At 65.9% G+C, this 14,696-nt stretch carries 10 protein-coding genes; 6 read left to right on the top strand and 4 right to left on the bottom strand.

The genetic code is table 11. The features are described from left to right. Window positions 1-18: 18 nt before the first annotated feature. Window positions 19-801, top strand: a complete 783-nt coding sequence (locus tag QFZ41_RS08240) for an SDR family oxidoreductase (RefSeq protein ID WP_429198318.1) — start codon at window positions 19-21, stop codon at window positions 799-801. A gap of 81 nt (window positions 802-882) precedes the next feature. Then, window positions 883-2,268, top strand: coding sequence for an Hsp70 family protein (locus tag QFZ41_RS08235; RefSeq protein ID WP_429198317.1), 1,386 nt, complete (start codon window positions 883-885; stop codon window positions 2,266-2,268). Between the two features lie 243 nt (window positions 2,269-2,511). Here QFZ41_RS08235 and QFZ41_RS08230 read toward each other — a convergent pair whose 3' ends face one another. Both QFZ41_RS08230 and QFZ41_RS08225 read right to left on the bottom strand, forming a co-directional pair. Next, window positions 2,512-3,162 carry a DUF4124 domain-containing protein gene (locus QFZ41_RS08230; RefSeq protein ID WP_429198316.1) on the bottom strand — a complete coding sequence of 217 codons (651 nt, stop codon included), beginning with the start codon at window positions 3,160-3,162 and terminating at the stop codon, window positions 2,512-2,514. Between the two features lie 2 nt (window positions 3,163-3,164). Next, window positions 3,165-4,109 (bottom strand): DegV family protein, encoded by a 945-nt coding sequence (locus tag QFZ41_RS08225; protein WP_429198315.1) that lies wholly within the window; start codon window positions 4,107-4,109, stop codon window positions 3,165-3,167. Between the two features lie 196 nt (window positions 4,110-4,305). Here QFZ41_RS08225 and QFZ41_RS08220 point away from each other — a divergent pair, with 196 nt between their 5' ends. Beyond that, window positions 4,306-5,094 (top strand): AMP nucleosidase, encoded by a 789-nt coding sequence (locus tag QFZ41_RS08220; RefSeq protein ID WP_429198314.1) that lies wholly within the window; start codon window positions 4,306-4,308, stop codon window positions 5,092-5,094. Between the two features lie 416 nt (window positions 5,095-5,510). Here QFZ41_RS08220 and QFZ41_RS08215 read toward each other — a convergent pair whose 3' ends face one another. Continuing rightward, window positions 5,511-8,633: a carboxypeptidase regulatory-like domain-containing protein gene (locus QFZ41_RS08215; RefSeq protein WP_429198313.1), complete on the bottom strand. Its 3,123-nt coding sequence runs from the start codon at window positions 8,631-8,633 to the stop codon at window positions 5,511-5,513. Window positions 8,634-9,071: 438 nt separating this feature from the next. Between QFZ41_RS08215 and QFZ41_RS08210 the strand changes: the two genes are divergently transcribed. Next, window positions 9,072-10,730, top strand: a complete 1,659-nt coding sequence (locus QFZ41_RS08210; protein ID WP_429198312.1) for a Na+/H+ antiporter — start codon at window positions 9,072-9,074, stop codon at window positions 10,728-10,730. Window positions 10,731-10,922: 192 nt separating this feature from the next. On the opposite strand, the gene QFZ41_RS08205 is transcribed toward QFZ41_RS08210, so the two are convergent. After that, window positions 10,923-11,714 (bottom strand): TatD family hydrolase, encoded by a 792-nt coding sequence (locus tag QFZ41_RS08205; RefSeq protein ID WP_429198311.1) that lies wholly within the window; start codon window positions 11,712-11,714, stop codon window positions 10,923-10,925. A 531-nt stretch (window positions 11,715-12,245) separates the two neighbouring features. Between QFZ41_RS08205 and QFZ41_RS08200 the strand changes: the two genes are divergently transcribed. Together QFZ41_RS08200 and QFZ41_RS08195 are read left to right on the top strand one after the other, a co-directional pair. Next, on the top strand, window positions 12,246-12,689 hold the full coding sequence (locus tag QFZ41_RS08200) for a post-PEP-CTERM-1 domain-containing protein (RefSeq protein ID WP_429198310.1): 444 nt from the start codon (window positions 12,246-12,248) through the stop codon (window positions 12,687-12,689). Further along, entirely contained in the window at window positions 12,686-14,665 is a 1,980-nt protein-coding gene (locus QFZ41_RS08195; RefSeq protein WP_429198309.1) for a PA domain-containing protein, read from the top strand. The genes QFZ41_RS08200 and QFZ41_RS08195 overlap by 4 nt, the downstream gene beginning before the upstream one ends. The last annotated feature ends 31 nt before the right edge of the window (window positions 14,666-14,696 follow it).

Below are 14,696 nucleotides of genomic sequence, written 5' to 3'. Positions count from 1 at the left end.
GTTGCAAAGGAGACCGACATGCATCCACGACTTTCCAGTTGGCGCCTCGACGGGCGCACCGCCCTGGTCACGGGCGCAAGCAAGGGCATCGGCTACGCCTGCGCACGCGAGCTGGCCGCCCTCGGTGCCGACGTGTTGCTCGTGGCGCGCGACGAACTCGTGCTGCAGGAAGTGCGCGACGAACTGGCCGAAGAATGCCCGGACGTGGAAGTGCTCGGCATGGCGGCCGACCTGTCCGACCACGAAGATCGTCTCGCGGTATTCGACTGGGTCGTCGACCTGGGCATGAACCTTTCCATCCTCGTGAACAACGTTGGCGGCAATACGCCCCGTCCGACGCTGGATTACGAAGAAGACGAATATCGGTCGCTGTTCGAACTGAATGTTTTTTCCGCGTTCGAGATGAGTCGCCTGGCCTACCCGCACCTCGTGCAGCATGCCAATGCCGCCATCGTGAATGTCGGGTCCGTCTCGGGCATCACCCATGTGCGCACGGGATCCGCGTACGGGATGACCAAGGCCGCCCTGCACCAGATGACCCGGAACCTCGCGGTCGAATGGGCGGAGGACGGCATCCGCGTGAACGCGGTGGCGCCGTGGTACATCCGTACCCAACGCAGCGAGCCGGCGCTGGCGGATTCGGAATACCTGGAAGAAGTGCTCGACCGCACGCCGATGGGCCGCATCGGCGAACCCGAGGAAGTGGCCGGGGCCGTGGCCTTCCTCTGCCTGCCGGCATCGAGCTACGTCACCGGCGAAATCGTCGCCGTGGACGGCGGGTTCCTGCGCTACGGCTTCTGAGGCCTTAAGATAGGCGGTTCCCCGGGGCCGCCGGCGCGCCGCTGCGCCATGCCGCCCGCCTGTCTTGCCCCCGAGAGCCCCATGAACATCGGTATCGACTTCGGCACGAGCTATTCCGCCGCCGCGACCTTCGTCGGCGACGAACTGACCCTGATCCACTTCGGCGATGCCCGGCAGTTTCGCACGGCCGTCTTCTTTCCCGAGGTGGTGCCCGATCCGAACGACTTCCAGCTGACGCCCGAACTCGACGCGCAGGTCGAGGCCCATATCCGCTCGGCGCGCGCCCAGCAACGCCAGTTCGCCGTGGAGGCGCAGCAGCGCGGTGGCGCCTTCGTCGAACGCAGCGATAACGAATTGCGTCGCGATGCGTTGCGCACGGTGCGACGCCAGTGGATGGAGCGGCGTGCCGCCGAATCGCCGACCGCCACGGTGGAAAGCTTCCAGCATGCATTGTTCGGCGACGACGCCGTGGAGGCCTACCTCGAATACGGCGATGGCAACCTCATCGAATCGCCGAAGTCGATGCTCGGCTATCGCCTCGATCCGCAGGTGCGCAAGGTGATCGTGCACATCGCCACGCACATCCTCGAACACATCCGCCTGGCCGCGAGCCGCCAGCTTGGCGAGGCGGTGCGCACCGCGGTGATCGGACGTCCCGTGCACTTCCGCAGTTCCATGGGCGACAAGGGATCGGAACAGGCGGTGGAGATCCTCCGCGAAGCCGCCGCCGTGGCCGGCTTCGATGCCGTGTCGTTCCTCGAGGAGCCCGCGGCGGCGGCGATGCACTATCACAAGCGGCTCGCGACACGGCAGGCGGCGCTCATCGTCGACATCGGCGGCGGTACCACCGACGTCGCCTTCGCCGAACTGGGCGGCGACGAACTGCCCCGTATCGTGCGCACGTGGGGCCTGGCCAAGGGCGGTACCGACCTCGACATCAACCTCAGCATGCACAGCTTCATGCCCCAACTGGGCAACAACGTCACCCGCGTGCCGGTCCACCATTTCGTCGAAGCGGCCAGCGTGCACAACCTGCCGAAGCAGCGCGAGTTCCGCCGCCAGGATTACCGCATGGTCGACGAGCCCTGGCAGTCGCGTTTGCGCGCGTTGCAGCAGCCTGGCGCCACGACACGCCTCAACCAGACCGCCGAACGCAGCAAGATCATCTTGAGCGGCCTCGACGAGACACATGCCGACCTCGGTTTCCTCGAATCGGGTCTCGGCGTGAGCATCGCTCGCGCTGACATGGACGAAGCGGTGGAACCCTTCATCCACCGCATGCAGCGCCTGCTCGCCGAGGTTCGCGAGGAATGGCCCGGCGTGCCCGCCAGCGTATTCCTGACCGGCGGCACCTCGCGCTCGCCGGTCGTGAAGGCGGCCGTGCGCGACAGCTTCCCGGGCATCCCCATGGTCGAAGGCGACCCGTCACTGGGCGTGGTCTCCGGACTCGCCGTCGCGGCCGCCTGATCGAGCCCTCATTGGGGCCATTGCGCTGTTGCACTTGTGGGAGCCGACCTTGTCGGCGATCCCGCGGCAGCGGGCCAGCTCATGGCAAGCACCCATCGCCGCTGAAGCGGCTTCCCACCACAGCAAGACTCGCCGCCATCAAGATGGAGTCGACCTGGTGGGAGCCGACCTTGTCGGCGATCCCGCGGCAGCGGGCCTGGTCAAGGCAAGCACCCATCGCCGCTGAAGCGGCTCCCACAAGAGCTAGCCGCAGCCCTTCAACTGAGCCTGTAGCCGTGCGTCTTTCGTCTCCAGCGGAGCGCGCTCGCTCTTGAACGCATTGCGGAGCAGCCGCTGGTTCGCTTCGGCATCACTACGCAAGGCCTGGCAGGCCTCGGCGGGACTGAGCCGGCGGCACTGGTCCTGTACCCACACATAGTTGCTGGTCGCCACCGCCGCCGCGTTGCCCTTGCCGCGGTTGAGTTCCGGCGCGGAAGCGACGGCGGCGTCGCGGCTGCCATACGTATCGGCGAGCGACGGCGTCACCGCGCCAAGGACGCCGAAGGGTGCCATGTACGGTTCGGGATGGCCGTTGTCGCTGGTATACGGTTTGCCGTCCGTGGCGCGGATGCAACCGTAGAGCACGGGAGCCGGAGTCGTGGGAGCGGAAGGCGGAGGCATCCCGTCGACAGCTTCGCGGGGTGGCGCTGGCGGCGGTCCGGGCATTGGCGCCACGTGTCCGTCCGCCGGTGCGGAGTCCTGCAACCGGATCGCCTGCTGGCGCTGGTTCTTCGCGCACGGCGTCTGCTGGTAGATCGTCTGCCCACCGGCCTGGCACTTGTAGACCGTCTCCGCCGCCACGTCGCCGCCCGTCGCCAGGGCGAGGGCGGCGAACAGGACGCGCACGCGACGCATGTTCAGAACTCGGCCACGTGTTCTTCGGAAGCGAGCCCGAGGGTCATCGCGCCTTCGCCGACGTTGACCATGCCCGTGATGCCCATGGGGCTTTCCAGAATCTCCACGCCCGCCTCGGCGCAGACGCGCGTGAGCGCGTGGTAACCGGGCAGGTTGCGCATGTCGTCCAGGTCGCCGCCATAGCTGAGCGAGAGCGAAGGCACGAGCAGACCGGCCTGCACTCGCCGGGCCGCATAGTCGAACAGCGCTTGCGCACCGTGCTCGAATCCCCTGACCTTGCCCACGGGGCCGGTTTCGCCCTTATGCGCGCGCAGGATCGGCTTGATGTCCAGTGCGGTGCCAAGCATGGAACTCAGGAAGCTCACGCTGCGGTCGCCCTTGCTGCGGGCGCGGGAGCGCAGGTAGTTGAGGTCGCGCGGCAGCATGTAGCCGTAGGAACAATCGGCGATATGGGCGGCGCGTTCGCGTACCTCCGCGGGGGACTTGCCCGCCTGGATCGTGCGCACCGCCTCGACCACCACCGGGGCGGAACCGGCGAAGATGTTGCGGGTGTCCACCACGCGCATCAGGAAGGGTCCGCCGATACCGGCGGCTTCGCGGATCGGCCGGTAGTTCTTCAGGATAGCGAAGCTCGCCTTGATCACGTTGTCGTGGATGGGGCTGCGCGTGGCCATGATGGTGAGGCAGACGACGCAGTCGTACTCCTTCACCATCCGCTGCAGGAAGAGGTTCTGCACGTCTTCCACCGAGCTGGCCTCGGTCTCGGCGGAATGGCTGCGGCTACCCAGCTTCTGGTTGCGGAAACGCTGGATCTCGACCGGGTCCCGGTCGTCCTTGAAGCGTTGCAGGTCCACCTTCACGGCGATGGGCATCACCGCGATGCCGTTGCGTTCCAGGAAATCCTGCGGCAAGTCGCAGGCCGCGTCGATCGCTACGCCGATTCGCATCGGGCACTACCCCCCCATCGTGGGCCAGACGGCCCCGCGGCGCCCGAAACACCCGATGCGTCCCGGCTTGCCCCGCTGGGCCGGATGCTACACTTGCGCGAATGAATTTGGCACTCCGCCGGCGTGGCGTCGCCGGTAACCGCGCCGTCGGCAAGCAAAGGCGAACGCCGCCGGCGCATGCGCACCCGGATTCGACATGAAAACCAAGAACGAGATCGTCTCCAACTGGCTGCCGCGTTATACCGGCACGCCCGTGGAGGGATTCGGCCAGCACATCCTGCTGACCAACTTCGGCCACTACGTGGAGCGCTTCGCCCTGGAGCACGGCGTGGAGGTGCACGGGCGTGACCGGCCCATGCCCAACGCGACAGCCGACGGCATCACGCTGATCAACTTCGGCATGGGTAGCCCCAACGCGGCGACGGTCATGGACCTGCTCAGCGCGATCGAGCCCCAGGCCGTGCTGTTCCTGGGCAAGTGCGGTGGCCTCAAGAAGAAGAACGCCATCGGCGATCTGGTCCTGCCGATCGCCGCCATTCGCGGCGAGGGCACCTCCAACGACTACCTCTTGCCGGAAGTCCCGGCCCTGCCGGCGTTCCAGCTGCAGCGTGCGGTATCCACGATGATCCGCGACCTGGGCCACGACTACTGGACCGGCACCGTCTACACCACGAACCGCCGGGTCTGGGAGCACGACGACGGTTTCAAGGAATACCTGCGGCGCACCCGCAGCATGGCGATCGACATGGAAACCGCGACCATCTTCGCCGCCGGCTTCGCCAACCACATCCCCTGCGGCGCGCTCCTGCTCGTGTCCGACCAGCCGATGATCCCGGAAGGCGTGAAGACCGAAACCAGTGACGCCGCGGTCACGGCCACCTTCGTCGAACGGCACATCAAGGTAGGCGTCGAAGCACTGAAGCTCGTCCGCCGCCACGGCCGCAGCGTGAAGCACCTGCGCTTCGAAGACGACGGCGAGCCGTGAAACCGATCTGGTCCTGGGCGTGCTCGTCGCGCTGATATGGGGACCATTGTGGGAGCCGACCTTGTCGGCGATCCCGCGGCAGCGGGCCGGTTTCCCGCAAGCACCCATCGCCGCTGAAGCGGCTCCCACAACAGTATTCAACAGACCCGGTAGGAACAGACCTGTGGGAGCCGACCTTGTCGGCGATCCCGCGGCAGCGGGCCAGGTTACGGCAAGCACCCATCGCCGACAGGGTCGGCTCCCACCAGGATCGGCTCCCACCAGGTTTGGTATCCACTAGTTTTTGGTTTCCACTGGTCGGTTTCCGTCAGGGCCTTCCATAAAAAAGGCCGCCCGTGGGAGCGGGCGGCGATCTGGGGAGGTTGCATCGGTCGCGCGCCGGGGGGCGCGCGCCGTTGTCTTCTTGTGGTGGAGCGTCAGAGCGAGAAGTCGTACTCGGCGGAAAGCTGGACGTAGCGCGGCTGCTGGAAGCTCGTCGGGATCTTGTACGTGCTTCCCGAAAGCGAGTTGCCGCTGTCGTCCTCGCCCACTTCGTTGATCGACGTCGTGTGCTGCTTGTTGAACACGTTGAAGACGTTCGCCGAAAGGGTGACGCCCTTCGCCCATACCGGCTTGTACGAAGCGTTCAGGTCGATGTTCCAGTAGCTCGGCGTCCGACCGACCGATCCGCGCTGGATCACCATGCCGTCGCAGTAGAGGTACGCACCCGAGCCGTAGCCGCCGACCACCTGCGAATCGATCGGGTTCAGGCCGTAGCAGTTCTCCGGGCGGCCCGTCTGGAACACGCCGTTGGCGCCGACGAGCCACTGCTCGTTGATCTGCCACGCGCCGTAGATCTTGAACGTGTGCTTGCGGTCGTTCGGCAGGTAGCCGTTCGATCCGGCCATGATTTCCGGATAGTCGAACAATTCGGTCGTGCCGGTGTCGGCCTGGCCGTTGCTGGAGTCGACGCCGCCTTCGGCATTGCCCCGCGTATGCGAGAAGACATACGACGTCTTCAGGTACCAGGTGTTGTCGAAGTTGCGCTCGGCGGTCAACTGCAACGCGAGGTAGGAGCGCTTGTACTTCGGCTCGCCCACGTCCACGCCAGGCAGGTGGATGTTGTAGAGCGTGCCGGTGGCGTCCACCGGCGTACGCAGCGTCACCGAGCTGCCCGGGTTGAAGATGTAGCAACCCGGCACGTTGGCGTCGGCGGGCGTCAGGCTCGTGGTGTCGAGATTGAGCCCGTACTGTGCGTTGGCCGCCTTGGCGATCGGACGGAAGTCGCAGGAGTCGTCGATGCCCGTCAGCACCTTGCGGTAGATGGCCTTGGCACCGAAGGTCCAGTCCGCGACCTGCTGCTGCGCGCCCAGGATGAATTCACGCTGCTTGAACGGCTTCAGGTCCTTGGTGGCGACGGCACCGGGATTCGGAACCACGCCGGCTTCGCCGTTCGAGTAGATGATGCCGGTGCGCGAAGGGAAGGCCGTCGCATAGGCGGCCGGCAAGGCGCCGAGGCCGGTGGGCGCGCCAGTCACCGGGTCGATGCCCGTGTAGCTGAAGTACTGGTTCTGGTACAGCGAAGCCGCCGCCCCACGCAGGGCCACGTTGCCGTCCAGCGGCAGTGAATAGTCGCCGGCGCTGCCATAGACCTTCAGGGTCGAGTCGCCGTGCACGTCCCACGAGAAGCCCAGGCGCGGCTGCCAGCTGTGCACCTGCTTCACATAGGTCTGGCCGAGGCTGTTGGAGTTCTCGAAGCCGTCGTTGCGCACGCCGATGCGGGCGACGAAGTTGTCGGTGATATGCCAGTTGTCCTGCAGGTAGTACGACTTCTGCGTGATGCCCACCTTGGCGCCGGTGGCGAACACGGTCTGCTCGACGACGCTATCCGCCGGATCGAGTCCCGGCGCATGGCCGAGGATGGCTTCCGGCTGGGAGATGTACGTCCAGCGGCTGCCGCCCTCGTAGGCGGTACCGGTATCGGTGGTGAAGTGATCGCGGGCCCAACCCGCCTTCAGCTCGTGGTCGCCGAGGTGATACTCGAAGTCGATGCGGCCGGCGTTACGCTTGTCTTCGCCGTCGGGCGTATTGAGGGAGCCGCTGGTGAACGAGCAATGCGGCGCGGCCATGCCGCCGTTTGCCACCGGGATGCGGTTGTCGTTGATCAACGGGCAACCAGGTGAGTTCACGGCGTTGAAGATGTTGCCGTCGTACTCTTCCAGCGTGCCGTCGGCGGTGGTGGCCCGCTCGTCGCGCCGGTTCGTGCTCTTGCCGTATTGCGCGGACACCGTGAAGTCGTCGGTGATGTAGCTGGTGTACTTCAGGATGTTGTTCATGCCGCCGGTCTTGTCGTAGACCTGGCCGAGGTAGTCGCCGCGATGTGGCTGGCCATCGGCGTCGTAGCTGTAGCCGTAGATGCTCTGTTGTTGCGTGCTGCTGTCACTGAAGCCGGTGTACTCGAGGATGTTGCTCTCGTTGATGTTCCAGTCCAGCTTGACCAGGTAGCGCGGATCCTTGATCGTCGTCTTGTTGAAGTTGCCGCCGCCCGACGAATCGCCGTAGTGTTCATCGGCCGTGCGCGTGCCGCCGACGAGGGCGAACAGGAACAGCTTGTCCTTGATCAGGGGGCCACCCAGCCATGCGTTCCAGCGCTGACCGAAGTCGGTGGCGTTACCGGTGTTGTTGTTACCGACGACGTAGTTGCTGTTGTGCCGGTTGTTTTGCAGCAGGCTTCCATTCTGCAGGTAGATGTTCGGCTGCTTGGCCTGGAACTGGTACGGGTCCCAGGTGAAGTCGACGCCGCCCTTCCACTCGTTGGTGCCGCGCTTGGTGTTCACCGAGATCACGCCGCCGGTGGAGTTGCCGTACTCGGCACCGTAGCCGCCGTCCTGGATTTCTTCCTGGTCGATCGCCTCGAACGGCACCTGCGAATAGGTGAGGCTCTGGAAGAAATTGGTGACGTTGAAGCCGTTCACGTAGTAGCTGTTCTCGGCTACGGACGCGCCGCCGAAGGACGCCAGGTTGCCGAAGGCGCTGTCGCCCTTGGTCGCGCCGGGCGCGAGCAGCGCGACGGCGGTCTGGTTGCGCGCCAGGGGAAGTTGCTTGATCTGCTCGGCGGTCATGACCGTGTTGGTCTGGCTCGACGTGATGTCGATCGGCGGCAACGCGTTCGCGGTCACCGATACCGTCGTCAGGTCCTGGGCTCCGGCGTTGGCCGCGCCACCCGCATTACCGCCGGCAAGGTTCAGGTTGAAACCCTGACCGGCGACGATCTGGATGTCCCGCGTGGAACTCTGGCCACCCTTGGTCGATGTGATCTTGTAGTCGCCAGGCGGCAACGACGAGATGTTGAAGCGGCCGTCGTTGCCGACGGTGGCTGAGCGGCTCAACCCGCTTCCGTTGTTGGTCGCGGTGACCTGCGCTCCCGCGTCCGCCGTGCCGTAGACGGCACCGACGGTGCTCTGCGCGAAGGCACCCGTGGCAGCGAGGCCGAGGCCCAGCGCGATGGCGAACGATAACGAGCGCCGCCTGGTGCGCTCCATTGAGTGACGCGAATCCATGGTGATCTCCCCGGCCATTGGCCAAATGCTGCAAGTCGCCCCGTCATCCCTCGACGAACGGAGCGGAGTGGTTCACGTGGTGGCCATCCAGGCCCCTTATGACGTCGATCTCCTCCGCATCGATGCGCCGCCTGCCGCCGTTAACGAAACTGCAACAAGCGGATGGAAACTACGCCCGCCCGACATCGGCACTCAATGCGAGTTGCATGAACGAAAGTTCTTGTCCCTCTTGCGCGTATCGCAGGCGCAAGGTCCGTGCGGGAGGATCGCAAGGCGGGCGCGGCGGACGCGGGCCATCGAAGCCCGCAGGGCGCAGGAAGATGCGCGGCGCGTTAAGCCTGGGATGAAAAAGATTTCATCAGGAACGAAAGATTTTCTCTGCCCGCGGAAGACACGACAACGCTTGCCTGGCCGCGCCGCCCCGGCTAGCGTCGCGCGATGGACCTCGTCATCACCATCCTCATGCTTCTCCTGGTCGTTGCCCTTTCCGGCGCGGTGGTGCGTGTCCTGCCGGTGAAGCTGCCCTTGCCGCTCCTGCAGATCGCCCTGGGTGCCCTGCTGGCCCGGCCGCTAGGCATGCACGTGGAATTCGACCACGAGCTGTTCTTCCTGCTCTTCATCCCGCCGTTGCTGTTCGCCGACGGATGGCGCATCCCCAAGCGTGAGTTGTTCCTGTTGCGCGGGCCGATCCTCGCGCTCGCCATCGGCCTGGTGTTCTTCACCATCCTCGGTATCGGGTACTTCGTGCACTGGATGATCCCGACGGTGCCGCTCGCCGTGGCTTTCGCCCTCGCCGCGGTCTTGTCGCCGACGGACGCGGTGGCGGTTTCCTCGATCAGCGGCGATGCGACGATACCGCCGCGCTTGATGCATATCCTGTCCGGCGAAGCACTACTCAACGATGCGTCGGGCCTGGTGGTATTGCAGTTCGCCATAGCGGCGGAGATCACGGGCAGGTTTTCGCTCGCGTCGGCCGCGGGCGATTTCGCGGTGATGGCGCTGGGCGGTGTCGCCGCGGGTGCGTTCATCGGGTACGCGTTCGGCATTTTTCGCCGCCGGCTGGTACGTTGGAGTGACGAAGTCGATCCCGCCAGCCAGGTGGCCCTGCTGCTTTTGCTCCCCTTCGCGGCGTACCTGCTCGCGGAGCGTTTCCACGTGTCCGGCATACTCGCCGCCGTCGCCGCGGGCATGACCATGAACTACACCGACGTGCTGAAAGGCGGCTATGTCGCCACGCGCATGCAGAACGGCGCCGTGTGGTCGATGGTGGAATTCGTTTTCAACGGATTGATCTTCCTCCTGCTCGGGCTCCAGTTGCCGGGTATCGTCGACGGCGCGAAGAACGATCTGGTCCAGGCGGGCGGAGGGCCGATGTGGCACCTGCCGGCATATGTGGTCGCCATCACCCTGGCGTTGGTGGTGCTGCGCTTCATCTGGGTGTGGGTGTCGCTGCGCTTCATGCTGATGCGCGCGCTGCATCGCGGGGAGAAGCGTCCGAAGGTGGGCACGCGGCTGGTCTGGACCACGGCGCTGGCGGGCGTGCGTGGCGCCATCACCATGGCGGGCGTGCTTTCGCTGCCCTTGATGAAGAGCGATACGGTGCCGTTTCCCGTGCGTGACCTGATGATCCTGCTCGCCACCGGCGTCATCCTGTGCACGCTGCTGTTCGGTGCGATCGGCTTGCCGTTGTCCGTGAAGGGGTTGAAGATTCCCGGCGAAGATCCGCGTGTGCGCGAAGAGCGCAAGGCGCGCGCGCTGGCCGCGGAAGCGGCGTTGCGCGGCATCGCCGGTGAGCAGCAACGCGTGGACGCCAGTGGCGACGAGAACGCCGTGGCGTTGGCGTCGCGCGTCGCCGCGCGCGTCATGGCGGACTACCAGCAGCGGCTCGAGGCCGCGGGCGAGGAAGGCGACGTTCCGGAGAAGGCGCGTGCCGAAGCGGGGACCGAGCGCGTGATGCGGCTGGCCGCGTTACGTGCGGAGCGGCGTGAGTTGTACGCGTTACGCCGCAGCCATGAGATCAACGACGAGACCTTGCAGACGTTGTTGCGCGAGGTGGATCTCGCCGAGGCGGCGTTGACCGGACTGCATTCGGGCTGAAGGTATAGGGGCACGGTGGCGGCCCACTCCGGTGGAGGCCGGCCCTGGTGGGAGCCGACCCTGGTGGGAGCCGACCCTGTCGGCGATGGGTGCTTGCCGGAGCCTGGCCCGCTTCCGCGGGATCGCCGACAAAGTCGGCTCCCACCAGAGCCGGATTCCACCAGGGGCGGTTGCCACCGAGGGTGCGAATGGTCAGGTGCCGAGGTGGAAGAAGGCTTCCGTCGTGCGCACGCTTGCTTCGGTCAAGGCCTCTCGCGTCTCGCCACGATCCTTCGCCACCTCGTCTCGGATGTGCGCCAGGTACATCGGCTCGTTGCGGCGGTCCTTCGGCATGGGCCGGATCGTGCGCGGGAGCAGGTAGGGCGCGTCGGTTTCCAGCATCAGGCGGTTCGCGGGAATCATCTTCACCAGTTCGCGCAGGTGCGCGCCCCGGCGTTCGTCGCAGATCCAGCCGGTGATGCCGATATGGCAGTCCAGGTCGAGATAGTCGCGCAGCGCTTCGCCGGTGTCGGTGAAACAATGCACGACAGCCGCCGGCACGCGATCGCGGTATCGCTTCAGTATGGCGAGGAAATCGTGGTGAGCGTCGCGCTGGTGCAGGAACAGCGGTTTCCCCACGGATACGGCGATCTCCAGTTGACGTTCGAACACCTCCCGCTGGACATCCCTCGGCGAGTAATTCCGGTTGTAATCCAACCCCGTCTCGCCCACCGCGCGAACTTCCGGCTCTCGCGCGAGCCGCCGCAGCAGCGTGTCGGTTTCGTCGTCGTACTCGATCGCGTGGTGCGGATGCACGCCGGCGGTGGCGTAGAGACGTCCCGGATGGGCGCGGGCGAGTTCGAGGGCGTGCGTGCTGCCTTCGCGTGAAGCGCCTGTGACGATCATCCGTCCGACCCGATGTGCGGTAGCACGTGCCAGCACATCGTCAAGATCTTGACGAAAGGAATCGTGGGTGAGGTTGGCGCCGATGTCGATCAAGTCCATGATTTTTTTCGCTTTGGAATATTTGTTTTAGAGATGTAACAGCGCGTTATTGTCGCGCAAGGCACTGAACACAAAACCTATCCGGGTACTCGATGGTGGTTTGCACGGGCTTTTCGGCGTAGTCCTTCCGGCGGCGCATCTATTTGCGTCAAAAGATTGACGTTCGCATTTTCCTGCTGCTACGTTCCAAAGACCGCCGTCAAGAAGACGGCGCGCAGGAGAGCGGCGGGAAGGATCTCGGATCGACCTTTTCGCAGGGGACGTCCGCCAGGACATCAAAAGGGAGACGGCCCGCAATCGGCCGTCCGCCAGCAGTACCACGGGCAAGGGGTAGTGCAGATGGTAAATCGTTCGAATGTTCACTGGGGCACCACGACGTCATGAATCGTAGCCGCCGGCGCTCGCGCGCTGGCGGGTCGGGATTGGCGTTGAGGGGAACGTCGAATCCTCGAGTGTTTACGCCGGCGAGGGGGTCTTCGCCGGTGGGCGTGCAGGGAGGGGTCCCGGCGCCGCACTAGGGAGGTATGGGTAATGACTTCACGATCACTGGCACAGGCCCTCGGTCTCGTGCTGACGGGCATCTTCACGGTGGCGGGAGCGGCGCATGCCGCCGACACGCCGCATTCGACCCAGCCGCAGACCGTCATGGTCCAGGGCGTCCAGGTGGCCATCGATCCTTCGACCGGCCGCCTCCGCGAGCCGACGGCTGCCGAACGCGCGGCACTTTCGAAGGCTTTCCAGGTTCGCTCCAGCAGGGCTTCGTCGTTGTCGGCGCAGCCGCGCACGGCAGCCGACGCGAAGTCCACGTTCCGCACCGTGAGCCTCGGCAACGGCGTCCGCGCCAAGGCCGTCCGCGTGCCGCAGGAACTGATGAGCAGCGTCGTGGCCGAACGCGCTCCCGACGGAACGCTGAGCGTGCATCACGACGACCACGGCGTACAAGCCGCACCGAAGGCGCCGGAGGTGACACGATGATCCGCCGCAGCCTCCTCTTCACGGCCCTCGCCGCCGCCGGCATGTTCGGCGCGCTCAGCGTCCAGGCGGCCGAGATCAAGATCGTCAACCAGGACGTCGGCACGGGCCAGGGCCTCGACGATCCGACGCCGGCCACGCCCGTCGGCGGCAATCCCGGCACCACCGTCGGCAAGCAGGCACTGAACGTCTACCAGTTCGCCGCCGACATCTGGGGCGCCGTGTTGCAGAGCGACGTCACGATCGTGAACAACGCGACTTTCGAGCCGCTGTCGTGCGATGCCACCTCGGGCGTGCTCGGTTCCTCCGGTACCACGTACATCTTCTATTTCGACGACACCAGCACCTTGCCACCCGGTGCCGTGCGCAACACCTGGTACCACTCGGCGCTGTTCGATGCCCTGACCCACGAAGACGGCGTGCCGGGCGAAGCCGATATCCAGAGCCAGTTCAACGGCGCGCTGGGCACGCCCGGATGCCTGGAAGGTTCGCGCTGGTACTTCGGCCTGGACGGCAAGACACCGGCCGGTTCGATCAACTTCCTCAACGTCGTGCTCCACGAGATGGCGCACGGCCTGGGCTTCTCCGGCTTCAACAGCCTGACCACCGGTTCGCCGTATGTCGGCGACGACGGCGTGGCACGTCCGGACATCTACTCCACCTTCGTCTTCAACGACACGCAGATGAAGAAGTGGTACGACCTCACGCCGGCACAGCGCGTCACTGCGGCACTGGACGACGGCAACCTCGTGTTCACCGGCGCCACGGTGAAGGCGGAGGCCCCGCTGGCCCTCGGCACGCCGAACGTCTTCCGCGTGACGGCACCGGCCGCGGCGGCAGGTGACTACGGTTATTCGCAGGCCGCGTTCGGCCCGACGGCGACCTCGTCCAACTTCACCGGCAGCGTGGCCCAGGCTTCTCCCGCCGACGGTTGCGCGGCGATCACCAACGGCTCGGCGATCGCGGGCAAGATCGCGTTGATCGACCGTGGCACCTGCGACTTCACCGTGAAGACGCTCAACGCGCAGGCGGCCGGCGCTTCCGCCGTGCTCATCGCCAACAACCAGGCTGGCGCGATCACGCCAGGAGGCACGCCCGCCTCGCCGGTGAACATCCCGGTGATCGCGGTGAGCCAGGTCGACGGCAACAAGCTGAAGGCGAACCTCACCGGCCTGACCGGTGCCGTGGGTACGGGTACCGGCCTCGCCGGCACCGACGCCCAGGGCAACGTCCAGCTGTATGCGCCGACCGTGCTCGCCCAGGGTTCGTCGTTCTCGCACTACGACACCCGCCTGACCCCGAACGCGATCATGGAATACGCGATCAGCCAGGATCTCGTCGGCCAGATCGACGTCGACCTGACGCCCGCGCTGTTCCAGGACATCGGTTGGGGCCTCAACCGCACGTCGCAGAAGCTGCTCACCTGCGATACCGGCATCCCGACCCTCGTCCCGGGCGGCGTGATCATCGGCGCGAACGTCATCGCCAACGCCCAGATCCTCGCCAGTGCCGCGGCGAATGTCGGCGACTACCGCACCGCCGTACGTGCCTATGCCGGCCAACTCGCCACCGACGGTCTCATCACGGCAGGCCAGGCCACCAGCCTCAATGCGTGCTTGTCCGACGCCGAGACCGGGTCGCAGTACGACGAATGGGGTCCGCCGCCGGCGCCTCCGGGCATCGTGCTGAGCAACAACACCGCGCTGGGCAACCAGAAGGGTGCGGCCGGTGCGAGCACCGTGTACCTCCTGACGGTGCCGGCCAACGCGAAGACGCTGACCCTGCGCACCTTCGGTGGCTCGGGTGACGTGTCGATCTCGGTGACCGATCCCAGCGGCAAGGTGAAGGAGCAGCCGAACCGCCCAGGCAACAGCGAACCGTTCACGGCGGGCAAGCCGGCGGCCGGTACCTGGACGCTGACCGTGAAGGGAGTCAAGGCGTACTCGGGCGTAAGCGTCCTGGGTGCGTACACGCTCTGACGCACGACAGGAAGAGGCCCCGGTTCGCCGG

Origin of the sequence: Luteibacter sp. W1I16 (assembly GCF_050434905.1) — a bacterium.
GTDB lineage: Bacteria > Pseudomonadota > Gammaproteobacteria > Xanthomonadales > Rhodanobacteraceae > Luteibacter.
The sequence above is the reverse complement of the archived record's forward strand: the minus strand, read 5'-3'. Positions and strand labels throughout refer to the sequence as shown.

Coding starts and splice junctions, on each gene's coding strand:
- QFZ41_RS08215 (WP_429198313.1), bottom strand. CDS start 8,633: ATGGATTCGCGTCACTCAATGGAGCGCACCAGGCGGCGCTCGTTATCG.
- QFZ41_RS08225 (WP_429198315.1), bottom strand. CDS start 4,109: ATGCGAATCGGCGTAGCGATCGACGCGGCCTGCGACTTGCCGCAGGAT.
- QFZ41_RS08240 (WP_429198318.1), top strand. CDS start 19: ATGCATCCACGACTTTCCAGTTGGCGCCTCGACGGGCGCACCGCCCTG.
- QFZ41_RS08210 (WP_429198312.1), top strand. CDS start 9,072: ATGGACCTCGTCATCACCATCCTCATGCTTCTCCTGGTCGTTGCCCTT.
- QFZ41_RS08235 (WP_429198317.1), top strand. CDS start 883: ATGAACATCGGTATCGACTTCGGCACGAGCTATTCCGCCGCCGCGACC.
- QFZ41_RS08195 (WP_429198309.1), top strand. CDS start 12,686: ATGATCCGCCGCAGCCTCCTCTTCACGGCCCTCGCCGCCGCCGGCATG.
- QFZ41_RS08200 (WP_429198310.1), top strand. CDS start 12,246: ATGACTTCACGATCACTGGCACAGGCCCTCGGTCTCGTGCTGACGGGC.
- QFZ41_RS08220 (WP_429198314.1), top strand. CDS start 4,306: ATGAAAACCAAGAACGAGATCGTCTCCAACTGGCTGCCGCGTTATACC.
- QFZ41_RS08205 (WP_429198311.1), bottom strand. CDS start 11,714: ATGGACTTGATCGACATCGGCGCCAACCTCACCCACGATTCCTTTCGT.
- QFZ41_RS08230 (WP_429198316.1), bottom strand. CDS start 3,162: ATGCGTCGCGTGCGCGTCCTGTTCGCCGCCCTCGCCCTGGCGACGGGC.